Raw genomic sequence first — 13,503 nt, 5'->3', positions numbered from 1 at the left:
GCACCGTCCCCTTGATCGCGGGCGTCGGTCCCGGACATGAGGAGAGAACCATGAGAAAGAGAACGGCCGTCCTGATCGCGACCGTCATCGCCGCCATCGCCGTTCTCGCGGGCACCGGGAACGCCGGCGTGGACCCGCGGCCGGAGCCGGCCGCCGCCGGGTCGTCCTATCGGCCGCCGGACGGCTTCCAGTCGAGGTACGCGCGGGTGAACGACTTCCGGATGCACTACCTCCGCGGTGGCAGCGGCTCGCCCGTGGTGCTGCTGCACGGTTTCCCGCAGACCTCCGCCGAGTGGGAGCCGCAGCTCACGGCACTCGCCGAGGAGCACACCGTGATCGCGGTCGACCTGCGCGGGACCGGTGAATCCTCCGTCCCGCCGAAGGGCTACGACACGGCACAACTGGCCGACGACGTGCACGAGCTGCTCACCCAGCTCAAGCTCGACAAGGGCGTCCAGATCGTCGCCCACGACATCGGCGCGTGGATCGCCTACCCGTACGCCGCCATGTGGCCCGACGAGGTCAGCCGAATGGTCGTGATGGAAGGGCCCATCCCCGACCGCTCCCTCTACACGTTCCCGGCCTTCCCCGCGGAGGGGGAGCTGTCGACGTGGCACCTGGGGTTCTTCCAGAAGGACTTCGCCGAGGATCTGGTCCGTGGACACGAGCGGGACCTGGTCAAGGGGTTCATCGAGCAGTACCTGGCGGTGGACGGCGCCTTCGACGACCGCGACTACGAGTTCTACGCCCGGTACCTCCGCGAGCCCGGCCGGTTCGAGGCGTGGATGGACATGTACCAGGCCCTCCACACGGACATCGCCCAGAACGAGAGGTTCCGCGAGGCGGGTCCGCTCCGGATGCCCGTCCTGGCCGTCGGCGGCGAAGAAGCCCTGAGCGGCGCCGTGGGCACCCAGTGGCGGGGCTACGCCGCCGATGTCGAGACTCGGGTCATGGCCGACACCGGTCACTGGCTCACCGAGGAACGACCGCGGGAACTCACCACGATGCTCCTGGAGTTCCTGCGCTGACCAACACCGTTCCCCCGACCACCAGGGCGTGCGCGGTTCTCGAACCCGCACGCCCTGGTCCTGTCCGTCTACCCGGCCGGCGCCTGCGCGGTACAGGTCAGGCGCGTGACCCGCCGGGCTGCGTCAGCGTGATCCGGGATGCGTCCACCCGGCCGGACAGGCGGACGCCGGTGCCGCACTCGAACGAGCGGGCCCCACCACCGCGACAGGTGCCGCACCTCGGTGAACGCCTCGAACACCAGCTCCCGGTCCGCCACCGACAACGTCAAGCGGGGACGTCCGCCGGCCGTTCCACCTCGGCGCCGGTGGTGCGGGTGGCGGCGCGCGGGCCGCGGAGCAGGACGAACACGAACAGGGCCGCCATCACCGCGACGCCCACCCACATCGCCTGCCGCCACCCGGCGATGAACGCCTCCTCGGCCGCGCGGACCAGCGCGGGGCCCGCGCCGGTGGCGACGGCGTTGGCGACGCCCAGCCGCGCCGTCTCCGCGGTCTCCGGCGGCAGGCCGGTCAGCCGGGCGTCGATCGCGTCGCGGTAGCCGGCGGACAGCACGGTGCCCAGCAGCGCGACGCCGAGCGCGGTGCCGAGTTCGCGGGTGACGTCGTTGAGCGCGGAGGCGACGCCCTGCCGGTCGCGCGGCAGCGCGGTGGTGATGGCCTCGGTGGACGGCGTCATCGCCAGGCCCATGCCGACCCCCATCGCGATCATGCCGAACAGGATCGACGGGTAGCCGCGGTCGGCGGAGACGGCGAGCGCCATCGAGGCGAGCCCGGCGCCGCCCACGACGACGCCGGCCAGCATGGTGACCCGGGCGCCGAGCCGCGCGGCCACGACCGGCGCGAGACCCGAGGCGGCCATCATGGACAGCGCGGACGGCATCAGCGCCAGCGTGGACAGCAGGCCGGACCAGCCGAGCAGCACCTGGAAGTACGGGTAGAGCACCACGAAGATCCCGGCCTGCACGCCGAAGACCGCCAGCAGCGTCATCGACCCGCTGGACAGGCCCCGCTCGCGGAACAGCCGGACGTCCAGCAGCGGCGCCGGGTGCCGTCGCTCCCATCCGGCGAACGCCGCGAGACCGGCCAGGCCGAGCGCCAGGCTGATCAGCGTCTCCGGGGCGGTCCACCCACGCTCCGGGCCCTCGTGCAGCACCACGATCAGGCCGACCACCGCCACCACGGAGGTCAGCGAACCCACCAGGTCGAACCGGTGCGCGCTGGTCTCGCGGGAGTCCGGCACCGCGCGCAGCGTCATGGCGACCGCGACCACGACCAGCGCGATCGGCAGCGCGAACAGCCACCGCCAGGTCGCCACGTCGACGAGCAGCGCGGACAGGTACATGCCGAGGACGCCGCCACCGCCGGCGACCGCGGTCCACACCCCGATCGCGCGGGACCGTTCGGCGTCCGGGAACGTCGAGGTGATCACGGCCAGCGTGACCGGCATGATCATCGCGGCGCCCACGCCGCTGAGCAGCCGGGCCGCGACCATGACCTCGGTGGACGTGGCCAGCGCGGCCATCGCGTTGGCCACGCCGAACAGGACCAGCCCGATGAGCAGCACCGGCCGGCGGCCCCAGCGGTCGCCGACCGCGCCGAGCGGCAGCAGCAGCGCCGCCAGCGTGATGGTGTACGCGTTGATCATCCACAGCACGGCGCTCTGCGACGCGCCGAACGCCAGCGCGATCTGCGGCTGCGCCACGTTCAGGCCGGTGACGGAGGCGATCACCGCCATCAGCGCGACGCACACCGCCAGCAGGACCGCGCGGCGCCGCCGCGGATCGTCGATCAGGACGACGGACGTGTTGTTCATGGTTCCCTCTCTCGGTCGGAGCACCGCCGATGCTGCGCGCCGCCTCGCCGGACTGGCAAACATCTTTGCCAAATGGCAAAGTCGTCGGGTGGACGAGGACTTCGAGAAGGCACTGGACGCGGTCGGCCCCCGCCTCAAGCGGCTGCGGGCGCGGCGCGACGTCACGCTCACCGCGCTCGCCCGGCGGACCGGCATCTCCGTCAGCACGCTGTCGCGCTTGGAGGCGGGCCTGCGCCGGCCCACGCTGGAGCAGCTCCTGCCGCTGGCCCGCGCGCACGGCGTCACGCTCGACGAACTGGTCGACGCGCCGCCGACCGGCGACCCGCGCATCAACCTGCGCCCGCTGGCCTGCGACGACGGCGCGGTCATCCTGCCGCTCACCCGCCGCCCCGGCGGCATCCAGGCGTACAAGTTCGTCCTGCCCGCCGCGGCCGAGAGCCAGGAACCGGCGCTGCGTACGCACGAGGGCCACGACTGGGTGTACGTGCTCAACGGCACCCTCCGCCTGGTGCTGGACCGGCACGACCTGCTCCTGGCCGCCGGCGAGGCCGCCGAGTTCGACACCCGCACCCCGCACTGGTTCGGCGCCACCCCCGCCGGCCCGGTCGAGTTCCTGAGCCTCGTGGGACGGCAGGGCGAACGCGCCCACGTCCGCGCGGTCACCGCCTGATCGGCGCTGCCCCTGCGCTGATCGACCCCGGCGCGCGGCGCGACCGCCCGCGGCGTCCTTCACCGGCCAGGGCCCCGGACCGGGGCCCTGGCCGGGCTGACCGGGGCGGCGGGTGACGGCGTGATTGGATGGTCGGGTGACGTACACGGTGACCGACCTGGCCGAGAAGGAGCGCTTCGAGGCGCGGGACGAGGCGGGCGCGCTCGCCGGCGTGCTCACCTACCAGGTGACCGGCCCGATCATCGCGTGCACGCACACCGACGTCGAGCCCGGCTTCGAGAACACCGGCGTCGACGCCGCGCTCGCCCGCGCGGTGATGGACGACGCCCGCGCCCGCGGCCGCACGGTCGTGCCCATCTGCCCGCTGCTGACCGCCTGGCTGGACACGCACCGGGAGTACGACAAGCTCGTCGCCAGGACTCATCGCAGGGTCAAATAGAAGGCCGTGTTCCCGCGGGCAGCGGGCTCCCTGCCGGTGCCGTCACGGGCCGGCGAGGGTCAGTCCTCGTCCTCGCAGTCGAGGCCCCGGGCGATCAGGTCTCGGTAGCCGGCCATCTTGTCGCGGACCACGCGGAGGTCCTCGTCCAGTTCGGCCCGCCGGGCGTGCAGCCGCTGCTCCTGCTCCTCGAGGATGCGCAGCCGGCGCTCGGCGGAGGCGGGGTCGCCCGGGCCGAGCCTGACGAAGTGGCGGACCTCCGCGACCGGCATGCCGGTGCGGCGCAGCGCCTGGACCAGCCGGACGAACCGGACGGCCGCCGGACCGTACCGGCGGCGGCCGTCCGAGGTTCGCTTGACGAGCGGGATCAGGCCCTCACGTTCGTACCAGCGGAGGGTGTCCGGGGTCATGCCGGTCAGCTCGGCCACCTCGCGGATGCCGAGCGCGGTCGTGGTGGGGATCGTCACCCGGCCGAGCGTACGCCGGAGTCCGCCGGGGCGTCCGCGTCCAGGTCGGCGAGATCCAGCACGAACCGCCAGCGCACGTCGTTGCGGGACAGGCGGTCGAGCGCGTGCCCGACGCGCCGCGCGGGAATCCGCTCCACGTCCGCGGTGATGCCGTGGCGGGCCGCGAACTCCAGCATCTCCCGGGTGCGTGGCCGGCCGGAGCTGCCGGAGCCGGTCAGCCGCTTGAAGCCGTAGAGCAGCGCCATCGCCTCCGGCTCGTAGCGGTCGGGGATGCCGAGCATGCAGAGCGTGCCGTCCATCCGGAGCGCCCGCAGGTACGGCGACGGGTCGTGCTTGGCCGACGCGGTGTCGATGATCAGATCGAACCGGCCGGACTGCGCCGCCATCGCGTCCGGGTCGCCGGAGACGATCACCTCGTCCGCGCCGAGCTCGCGCGCCGCCGCCTCCTTCCCCGGCGACGTGGTGAACACCGCCACCCGGGCGCCCAGCGCCACCGCGAACTTGACCGCCAGGTGACCGAGGCCGCCCAGCCCGACCACGCCGACCAGCTGGCCGGGGCCGGCGTTCCAGCGGCGCAGCGGCTCGTAAACGGTCGCGCCCGCGCACATCAGCGGCGCCACGCCGGCCGGGTCCAGGCCGGACGGCAGCGGGTACACGAAGGCCTCGCGCACCACGTAGTCGCGGGAGTACGCGCCGAGCGTGGCGCTGCCGTCGACGCGGTCCCGGCCGCCGTACGTGGTGGTCGGGTACTCCACGCAGAACTGCTCCTGGCCGGCGCGGCAGGCGGTGCACGTGCCGCACGAGTCGACGATGTTGCCCACCGCGACCGGATCGCCCACCCGGAACTCCGTCACCTCGCCGCCCACGGCCGTGACCTCGCCGACGAACTCGTGTCCCGGCACCAGCGGCGGCGATCCGGCGGTCATCGCCTCGGCCGCGTGCAGGTCGCTGTGGCACACCCCGCACCAGGTGACGCGGACCGCGACGTCGTCGGGGCGCAGTGCCCGGCGCTCGAAATCGTAGGGCTCCCAGGTACCGCCGGGAGCCGTCAGGGCCATGCCTGTCGTTCGCATGGCGCGACGCTAGGCGTTGGAGTGCACTCCAACGCAACCCACCTCTACAACGAACCGCTTGTGCAAATGACTGTTTGTTAATAGGGTCTGGGCATGTCCTCCACCCTGGCGGCCCCCGACCTCGACGCCGCCTTCGCCGCGCTCGCCGACCCCGTCCGCCGCGCCCTGGTCGCCCGCCTCGCGCAGGGCGACGCCACGGTCAAGGAACTCGCCGTGCCGTTCGACCTCACCCAGCAGGCGATCTCGCACCACCTCGGCGTGCTGCGCCGCTGCGGGCTGGTCGAGCAGCGCCGCGAGGGCACCAGCCGCCCGTGCCGGCTGCGCGCCGACCGGCTCTCGCCGCTGAGCACCTGGATCGACGAGCAGCGCCGCGCCTGGAACGACCGCCTCGACGCCCTCGAGCGGCACCTCGGCCAGGACGGGGCGGCCCGGTGACCGCGCGGCTGCGCGGCGACGAGCTGATCGCCCACCGCCACCTGCCGGCCACGCCGGACCGGGTCTGGGCCGCGTTCACCTCCCCGGCCAGCATCGCCGCGTTCTGGGGCGGCTCGCACGCCACCGTGCCGGCCGGCTCCGTCACCGTGGACCTGCGCCCCGGCGGCGAGTTCGCGCTGGACACCCGCGCGCCCGGCGGTGCCGTGCGTCGGCTGCGGTTCGTCTACGTCAGCGTGGACGCGCCGCGCGAGCTGGTCTTCGACGAGCCGCTGACCGGGCTGCGCACCACCGTCACGATCCGCGCGGCCGGCGACGGCGCCGAGCTCACCGTCCACCAGCGGCACCTGCCGCCGGAGCTGCGCACGGAGCGGGCCGCCACCGGGCTGACCTCGATCCTGGACGCGCTCGCCGCGCACCTGTCGGCGCAGCGGACCCGGCGCGACGTGGTGGAGGACTACTTCGCCGGCTTCCGCGCGAGCGACCACCCGCGCATCCTCGCCACGCTGACCGACGACGTGGAGTGGGTCATCCACGGCCACCGGACCACGCGCGGCAAGGCCGAGTTCGACGGCGAGATCGAGAACCCGGGGTTCAGCGGCAGCCCCGCGCTCGACGTGCAGCGCGTCTACCAGGACGGGCCGGTCGTGGTCACGCTGGGCGAGGGGCGCGGCGTGAGTGTCGCGCACGGCCCGTTCCGGTTCGCCTTCAACGACGTCTTCACCTTCCGCGACGAGCTGATCGCCCGCGTGGACTCCTACGTCGTACCGCTGGGCTGAGCGCCGATCCACCTGACCCGAAGATCGACTGGGGTCGGTATGCTCGGGGCCCACGGCGGGGGAGCGAGTGGTGGAGTCGACCGATCTCTCGAACGACGGCGTCCGGGTGCTGGTCATCGGCACCGCCACGCATGCCGGGCCGACGCTCACCTCGGTGCCGGCCGCCGCGCGCAGCGCCGAGGCGGTGGCGGCGGCGCTCACCGAGGCCGGGCGCATTCCGCCGGCGAGCGTCACGCTGCTGATCGACCCACCGACCGGGTCGGCCATGGCGGACGCGGTGGCCGAGGCGGTCGCATCGGCCCGCACCGCGCTGGTCGTCTACTTCGTCGGGCACGGGCTGCTCGGGCCGCGCGACGAGCTCTACCTCGCCGCCGCCGGCACCGACCGGCTCCGGCCCGTGACCGCCGCCACCGACGCGCTTCCGTTCCAGGCCGTGCAGGACGCGGTACGGCAGGTGCGCGTGCCGGTCGTGATCGTGCTGGACTGCTGCTACTCCGGCCGGGCCACGCTGCCCGCCGGGGTCCGGCTCGCCGCGCCCGGGTTCAGCCCGCCGGTCGCGGACGGGGCGTACCTGGTCGCCTCCGCGGAGCGGCTCGCGCTGGCGCCGGAGGGCGCGGAGCTGACCGCGTTCTCCCGCGCGTTCGTGGACCTGCTCCGGCACGGCGACCCGCGCTCCCCGCGCCGCCTCACGCTCAACCGGGTCTTCGAGCGACTCGCCGAGCGGCTGCGCGCGGACGGCGCACCCTCACCCCGGCGCGAGGTGCGCGACGACGCGGGCACGCTGACCATCGCGCTCAACGCCGCCCACCCGGCCGCGCCCGCGGCCGAGGACGACGAGCCGGCGCCGAGCGACGGGCCGAGTCCGTACCCCGGCCTGCGCTCCTTCGGCCCGGGGGACGCGGCGCTCTTCCGCGGCCGGGACCGGGCGGTGGCGATGCTGCTGGACCGTTGCGGCCGGGCGCTGGCGGCCGGGACGCCGCTGGTGCTGGTCGCCGCGTCCGGCACCGGGAAGACGTCGCTGCTGCTCGCGGGCCTGCTCCCGGCCCTGCGCCGGGGCGACGGCGGTGAGCCGCTCGCCGGCGCCGCCGGCTGGCCGGACCTGGTGCTCACGCCCGGTGACCATCCGCTCGACCTGCTCGTGGCCCGGCTGCGCGCCGCCGCGGACGAGCCGGACGCGGCCGACGGCCCGGCGGACCCGGTGCTACTCGCCGCGCGGGCCCGGGCCGCCCGGGGCGCCGACCGGATGGTGCTGGTCGTGGACCAGGTGGAGCAGGTCTTCACGCTCTGCGACGACCCCGCCGAGCGCGCCGCGTTCCTCGCCGCCGTGGCCGCGATCGCCGCCGGGGGAGACCTGGTGGTGACCGCGCTGCGGGCGGACTTCTTCGCCGCGGCCGCGGAGCAGCCGGAACTGGCCGGCGCCCTCGCCGCGCACCAGGTGCTGCTGCCCGCGATGACCGCGGCCGAACTGCGCGAGGCGATCGAGGGCCCGGCCGCCGACGCCGGGCTGCGGCTGGACGACGGACTGGCCGAGACGATGCTGACCGAGATGGGCGTGCAGGGGGCGGCGCCACCCGGCGCGGGCGCGAGCGCGCGGCTGCCGCTGCTGTCGCACGCGCTCTGGGCGACCTGGCTGGGCCGCCGCGGCGACCGGCTCACGCTGGCCGGGTACCGGGCCCGCGGCGGCATCACGGTGGCGATCAAGAACAGCGCGGACGAGGCGTACGACGGGCTCGCCGCCGCGGAGCGGGACGCGCTGCGCCGCATGCTGCCGCGCCTGGTCGTCATCGCGGACGACGGCCCCGACACCACCCGCCCGGCCGCCCGTGACGAGCTGTTCCAGGGCCTGCCGGACCGGGCGGCGGCGGAGCGGGCGCTGGAGGTGTTCACCGCGGCCCGGCTGGTCACCACCGACCGGGACACCGTGCGGCTGAGCCACGAGGCGCTGCTCACCGCCTGGCCCCGGCTGCACGAGTGGCTGGCCGCGGACCGGGACTGGCTGCGGGTCCGGCAACGGCTCGGCACCGATGCGCGGGCCTGGCGGGACTCCGGCCGGGATGCCGCGCTGCTCTACCGGGGCAGCCGCCTGGCCGCGGTGCGGGAGGAGGGCGCCGACCGCGCCATCGCGGGCCTGGAGGCCGAGTTCGTCGCGCTCTCCCACCGGCAGCAGCGGCGCGGGGCCCGGCTGCGGACCGCGCTGATCGCGGTGCTCTCGGCGCTGCTGGTGCTGGCCGTGGTCGCGGCGACCGCGGCCGTGGTGTTCCAGCGGCGAGCGGTCGAGCGGCAGCACTCGGCGGTGGCGCGGCTGCTGGCGGAGGACGCCGCCCGGCTCGCCGAGCGGCAGCCCGGGCTGGCGGCGCAGCTGGCGCTGACCGCGTACCGGCTCGATCCGGAGGTCGGCTCCGGGCCGGTCCTGGCCCGGCAGACGAATCCGGGCCAGTTGCACGCGGGCGGCCCGGTCTACGACCTGGACGCGTCCACGGACAGGCGGGTGACCGCGTACACCACCGGAACGGGCATCGTGCTGTGGGACCCGTTCGCCCGCGCCCGCCTGGCGGAGCTGACCGGGCTGTCCGCGGCGCCGGTGGCGGTCAGCGGGGACGGGCGGCTGCTCGCGGCCGGGACCGGGCGACCGGGTCCGGCCCCCACGCTCCGGCTCGACACCGCCCCCCGGCCGGAGGTGCGCGTCTGGGACCTCGCCGACCCGCGGCGCCCGCGCCAGGTGGCGGCCCTGCCGGCCGGCCCGACGGTGAGCTCGGTCGCGCTCAGCGGCGACGGGCGGCTGCTGGTCGCCGCGGGCAAGGACGGCCGGGTCCGGCGCTGGGACCTGGCCGAGCCGGCGAAACCCGAGGAGCTGGCACCGCTCGGGCCGGACGCGGGCCCGGTCGACTCGGTCGCGGTCTCGCCGGACGGCCGCCTGATCGCCGCGGCGTCGGCCGGCGGTCCGGTCCGGCTGTGGAACCCGGCGGGCCCGGGCGGCGTGACCGCGCCGGCCGAGATCACGGCACCGCCCGGTCCTGAAGAGGGGTTCGCCCTGGTCGTCATGCGCCGGGTGGCGTTCGACGCGACCGGCGCGCACCTGATCACGGTGGCCGGCGACGAGGTCGAGCAGTTCCCGAGGATCTGGCGGCTGGCCGACCCGGCCCGGCCGGAGGCGATCACCGAGCGCTACGCGAGGACGACCCTGAACGCCTGCGCCAAGATCATGTCGCTGACGCCGAGCCAGAACCTGCGCTTCGTCCTCGCCGGCTGCGACTCGGCACGGCTGGCCACCTGGCGTCACGATCCGGAACAGGCCGGCGACGACCGCCTGCGCCCGGTCGGGCGGGACGACGACGAGCTCTCCCTCGAGAGAGCCATCGGCGCGGTGCTGATCCTGCCCCCGGCCGCGACCGGCGGCCGTACCGTGGTGGCCACCGCCGGCGACCTCGGCGTCGTCCACTGGGATCTGACCGACGCCTGGCAGCCGGGCGCGGCGACCACGCTGCCGGGCCCCGGCACCCTCTGGGGCACCGCGCGGTTCTCGCCCACGCTGCCGCGGCTGCTGGCCGACGCCTCGTACTACGGCACCCGGCTGTGGCGGCTGGACGAACTGGCCCGGCCCGAGTTGGTCGGCGAGGTCGGCCCGCTCGGCCGGGGCCCGGCACCGGACGACTACCTGCACACCGCGTTCCGGCCGGACGGCGCGCTGGTCGCGGTCCCGCGCGCGCGGAGCGACCCGCCGCGGATCGACCTGGTGCGGACCGCCGACCCGGCCGGCGCTCCCGCGGGCACGCTCAGCCTGACGGCCGGCGTGTCCGGCGTGGAGTTCAGCCCGGACGGCCGGTTGCTGGCCGTGATGGACCGGGACATCGAAGAACGGCCGCCGGACTGGCCGGAGCCGCCCGCGCCCCGGTTGCGGATCTACGACGTCAGCGCGCCCGAGGCGCCGCGGGAGGTGCTGGCGCGGCCGGTCCCGGCGGCCCGGCTGTCGTTCTCCCCGGACGGGCGGCGGCTGGCGGTCTTCGGCGACACCCGGGTCGAGGTGTGGGACGTCACGCACCCGGACCGGCCCGCCGTCGTCTCCGGCCGGGACCTGACACCCGGGGCGCCGCTGGCCGCGGGCGCGTTCACCCCGGACGGCCGCACTCTGGTGGTGGGCGACGCCAGCGTGTTCATCCAGCTCGTCCCGGTCGACGGGTCGGGGGTGCTGGGCACGCCGACCACCATCCTGACCCGGTCGAAGGAGGGCACCGCCGGTCTCGCGGTCAGCCCGGACGGGCGGCTGCTGGCGCTGCTCGGGGACCCGCTCGCCTCGGAGGTGGACCTGTGGTCGATCGCCGACCCGGCGAGCCCGCGCCGGATCGCCACGCTCGACGTGGGCACCAGCCCGCACCACCTGAGTTTCAGCCACGACAGCCGGCTTCTGGCGGTACGGACGCCGGAGGCGGTCGACGTCTGGTCACTGGACCCGGAGCAGGCGGCCGGCAACCTGTGCGCCGCCATGGGTGAGCCGATCACCGCCGCGCAGTGGGCGCAGCACGTGCCGGATCTGCCCTACGACTCGCCCTGCGACTGACCCTCGATCGCCGGCGGCTCCAGCGAGCGGGAGATCCGCTCCGCCTCGGCGACCAGCCGGGCGGCCTCCAGGGACCGGACGCGCTTGGCGTCCACCTCGACCACCGAGCCGTCCGGTGCCTCGATCCGCACCGTGACGTCCGAGTGCCGGTTGCGCAGCCAGGTGATCACCGTGGAGGCCAGCACCGCCGCGACGCCGCCGGGCCCGACCGCCACCGCGATCGCCTCCAGCCAGGGGCCCAGCGTCCCCGGCAGCGGCGCGTGCTCGACCGGCGTCAACCGGCCGCGCAGCGAGGGCTCGTCCCCCAGCCAGCCGAGCAGATCGCGTAGCTCATCGGACGGCTCGGAGAGGCTCACCAGCGCGACTGAATCCACATCGGAGAGCGTACCGTCTCCGGTTGAATCGAAGGGGTCCCTTCGCTAAAGTCAAGGCACACCTTCGCTTATTGGAGACACCATGACCACCATCGGTTTCATCGGCAGCGGTCGGGTCGGCGGCACGCTCGCGCGGCTCGCGGCCGACGCCGGCCACGACGTCGTCCTGAGCAACAGCCGCGGCCCCGGCACGCTCCGCGACCTGGCGCGGGACCTCGGCCCGCGGGCCCGCGCCGCGACCGTGGAGGAGGCGGCCCGCGACGGCGACCTGGTCGTGGTGTGCGTCCCGTTCCACGCGTACCGGCAGGTTCCGGTGGCGCCGCTGCGCGGCAAGGTCGTCATCGACACCACGAACTACAACCCCGACCGGGACGGGCGTCTCGCGGACCTCGACGCCGGTCGCGTCACGTCCGCCGGCCTGCTCCAGGCGCACCTGCCCGAGTCGTTCGTGGTCAAGGCGTTCAGCAACATCTTCCACAAGCACCTGGCCACGCTCGGCCGCCCGGCCGGCGCCCCGGACCGCAGCGCGCTGGCCGTCACGGGCGACGACGCCGCGGCCAAGGCCACGGTGGCGGAGCTGATCGGGACGCTCGGCTACGACGCGTACGACGCCGGGGCGCTCGACGACAGCCGCCGGTTCGCGCCCGGCACGCCCGCCAATCACGCGTACCTCGACCCCGAGGGCATGTTCGCCGCCCCCGGCCGCAGCGTGTCCGCCGACCGGCTCGCCGCGCTGCTCGCGTCCGCCTGAGGGTGGGCCGGCCCTTCGATCGACGGGCCGGCCCACCGGTCAGCTCGGCGCACGCCGGCGGTCAGCGGCCGGACCGTGCCGTTCGGCGTGCCCCCGATGCCGAGCTGGGTGTCGCCGAGCGGCCCGCCAGCGCCGCCGCCACGTCCGCGCGCATCCGGTCCAGGTCCACCAGGCCGGGATCGGGTTCACTGCGGATGCCGGTCTCCCGGTGGCCGCGGGCGAACTCCGGGTCCCTGCCGAGCCTCCGCAGCACCGCCGCCGTGCCCACGACGGACGCGGTGTACTGCGCGACCGTCATCGCCTGCGTCTCGCCCTGGTAGTCGATCCGCCAGCCGATCAGCATGGCGTCGCCGTCACCGGCCGGGATCGGCCCGCTGCCGCCGCAGTGCCCGGCGTGCTGCACGCGGTTCGCGGAGACCAGGTGGAACGTGCCGTGGTAGTCCACGAGCGCGTGGCAGTCGGAGCCGTCGACCACCGCCCGCAGCGCCGGAGCCGGATCCGCCGCACCCGACACGCTCGCCGTGTGGTGCCACAGCACGCCGATCGGCGCGAACTCGCCGCCGGCACCCCGCGCGCGCCAGTCACCCTCCTCGATCACGGTCAGGCCCTCGGCCCGCAGCACGTCGGCCAGCCAGTCGATCGTCATCAAATCCTCCGATGCGAAGCGGTGCGCACGTCCCCGATCATCGGCGCCCGCGACTTCACTTCGGCTTCAGACCGGCCCGGGACGACGCACTCCCACGGATTCGGCCGCCCCGCCCGCTCGATCGCCGGCCGCTTCTCGCCGATAAGGGCGGGGCTTCATATCGAAATCCAGAATCGAGGCCGAAGTATGAAAAGTGAGCACCGGCGCAGACGTATCCGAATTGCGGCGTACTCACCGCAGATTGCGGATATCGGCGGCACGGTGTGATCGGCCGGGTCTCTGCGTGATCGCCGGGCGTGGCCGCGAAAAGGCGTATCCCCTGCGCTTCGCCGCCATATCGGCACCATCGATGGGAAGATCCCGGGATTCCCCGGCCGGTCCGCCTTTCCGGGCAAGAGTCGGAAGGGGCGGACCGCACGCCTGCAAATTCTTTCGGTTCCCCATAGGCGCGCGGACAGCACCTAGATTGGCGGCGGCCG

Annotated in this window: 12 protein-coding genes; 7 read left to right on the top strand and 5 right to left on the bottom strand. The window is 74.9% G+C overall.

The features are described from left to right. The first annotated feature begins 50 nt into the window (after positions 1–50). Entirely contained in the window at positions 51–1,028 is a 978-nt protein-coding gene (locus tag J2S41_RS15865) for an alpha/beta fold hydrolase (protein ID WP_310368485.1), read from the top strand. Between the two features lie 265 nt (positions 1,029–1,293). On the opposite strand, the gene J2S41_RS15860 is transcribed toward J2S41_RS15865, so the two are convergent. Continuing rightward, on the bottom strand, positions 1,294–2,841 hold the full coding sequence (locus J2S41_RS15860; protein ID WP_310368483.1) for an MFS transporter: 1,548 nt from the start codon (positions 2,839–2,841) through the stop codon (positions 1,294–1,296). Here J2S41_RS15860 and J2S41_RS15855 point away from each other — a divergent pair. Then, a complete protein-coding gene (locus J2S41_RS15855) occupies positions 2,840–3,511 on the top strand; it encodes a helix-turn-helix domain-containing protein (protein WP_374728132.1) in 672 nt (223 codons plus the stop codon). The two genes, J2S41_RS15860 and J2S41_RS15855, sit on opposite strands and share 2 nt — an antisense overlap. Positions 3,512–3,647: 136 nt before the next feature. Beyond that, on the top strand, positions 3,648–3,950 hold the full coding sequence (locus J2S41_RS15850; protein ID WP_310368480.1) for a GNAT family N-acetyltransferase: 303 nt from the start codon (positions 3,648–3,650) through the stop codon (positions 3,948–3,950). A gap of 59 nt (positions 3,951–4,009) precedes the next feature. Here J2S41_RS15850 and J2S41_RS15845 read toward each other — a convergent pair whose 3' ends face one another. Together J2S41_RS15845 and J2S41_RS15840 are read right to left on the bottom strand one after the other, a co-directional pair. Further along, positions 4,010–4,414 (bottom strand): MerR family transcriptional regulator, encoded by a 405-nt coding sequence (locus J2S41_RS15845; RefSeq protein ID WP_310368478.1) that lies wholly within the window; start codon positions 4,412–4,414, stop codon positions 4,010–4,012. Then, positions 4,411–5,487 (bottom strand): NAD(P)-dependent alcohol dehydrogenase, encoded by a 1,077-nt coding sequence (locus J2S41_RS15840; protein WP_310368476.1) that lies wholly within the window; start codon positions 5,485–5,487, stop codon positions 4,411–4,413. Before J2S41_RS15840 ends, J2S41_RS15845 begins: the two co-directional genes overlap by 4 nt. A 93-nt stretch (positions 5,488–5,580) precedes the next feature. Here J2S41_RS15840 and J2S41_RS15835 point away from each other — a divergent pair, with 93 nt between their 5' ends. The 3 genes from J2S41_RS15835 to J2S41_RS15825 all read left to right on the top strand — a co-directional run bounded on the left by J2S41_RS15835 (position 5,581) and on the right by J2S41_RS15825 (position 11,253). Continuing rightward, positions 5,581–5,922 carry an ArsR/SmtB family transcription factor gene (locus J2S41_RS15835; protein WP_310368474.1) on the top strand — a complete coding sequence of 114 codons (342 nt, stop codon included), beginning with the start codon at positions 5,581–5,583 and terminating at the stop codon, positions 5,920–5,922. Then, positions 5,919–6,698 carry an SRPBCC domain-containing protein gene (locus tag J2S41_RS15830; protein WP_310368473.1) on the top strand — a complete coding sequence of 260 codons (780 nt, stop codon included), beginning with the start codon at positions 5,919–5,921 and terminating at the stop codon, positions 6,696–6,698. Before J2S41_RS15835 ends, J2S41_RS15830 begins: the two co-directional genes overlap by 4 nt. 70 nt (positions 6,699–6,768) lie before the next feature. Then, a complete protein-coding gene (locus J2S41_RS15825; RefSeq protein WP_310368472.1) occupies positions 6,769–11,253 on the top strand; it encodes a caspase, EACC1-associated type in 4,485 nt (1,494 codons plus the stop codon). On the opposite strand, the gene J2S41_RS15820 is transcribed toward J2S41_RS15825, so the two are convergent. Further along, positions 11,232–11,627: an effector-associated constant component EACC1 gene (locus tag J2S41_RS15820; protein ID WP_310368470.1), complete on the bottom strand. Its 396-nt coding sequence runs from the start codon at positions 11,625–11,627 to the stop codon at positions 11,232–11,234. The genes J2S41_RS15825 and J2S41_RS15820 overlap by 22 nt on opposite strands. Positions 11,628–11,709: 82 nt before the next feature. Between J2S41_RS15820 and J2S41_RS15815 the strand changes: the two genes are divergently transcribed. Then, positions 11,710–12,378 carry an NADPH-dependent F420 reductase gene (locus J2S41_RS15815; RefSeq protein ID WP_310368467.1) on the top strand — a complete coding sequence of 223 codons (669 nt, stop codon included), beginning with the start codon at positions 11,710–11,712 and terminating at the stop codon, positions 12,376–12,378. A gap of 61 nt (positions 12,379–12,439) precedes the next feature. Here the strand turns inward: J2S41_RS15815 and J2S41_RS15810 are convergent, their stop codons facing one another. Beyond that, entirely contained in the window at positions 12,440–13,024 is a 585-nt protein-coding gene (locus tag J2S41_RS15810; protein WP_310368465.1) for a peptidoglycan recognition protein family protein, read from the bottom strand. Positions 13,025–13,503 lie beyond the last annotated feature (479 nt).

Source organism: Catenuloplanes atrovinosus (assembly GCF_031458235.1).
Lineage (GTDB): Bacteria > Actinomycetota > Actinomycetes > Mycobacteriales > Micromonosporaceae > Catenuloplanes > Catenuloplanes atrovinosus.
Note: the sequence above shows the minus strand (reverse complement) of the source record. Positions and strands in the feature narration are given on the sequence as shown.

Coding starts and splice junctions, on each gene's coding strand:
- J2S41_RS15865 (WP_310368485.1), top strand. CDS start 51: ATGAGAAAGAGAACGGCCGTCCTGATCGCGACCGTCATCGCCGCCATC.
- J2S41_RS15855 (WP_374728132.1), top strand. CDS start 2,840: ATGGTTCCCTCTCTCGGTCGGAGCACCGCCGATGCTGCGCGCCGCCTC.
- J2S41_RS15860 (WP_310368483.1), bottom strand. CDS start 2,841: ATGAACAACACGTCCGTCGTCCTGATCGACGATCCGCGGCGGCGCCGC.
- J2S41_RS15840 (WP_310368476.1), bottom strand. CDS start 5,487: ATGCGAACGACAGGCATGGCCCTGACGGCTCCCGGCGGTACCTGGGAG.
- J2S41_RS15835 (WP_310368474.1), top strand. CDS start 5,581: ATGTCCTCCACCCTGGCGGCCCCCGACCTCGACGCCGCCTTCGCCGCG.
- J2S41_RS15815 (WP_310368467.1), top strand. CDS start 11,710: ATGACCACCATCGGTTTCATCGGCAGCGGTCGGGTCGGCGGCACGCTC.
- J2S41_RS15810 (WP_310368465.1), bottom strand. CDS start 13,024: ATGACGATCGACTGGCTGGCCGACGTGCTGCGGGCCGAGGGCCTGACC.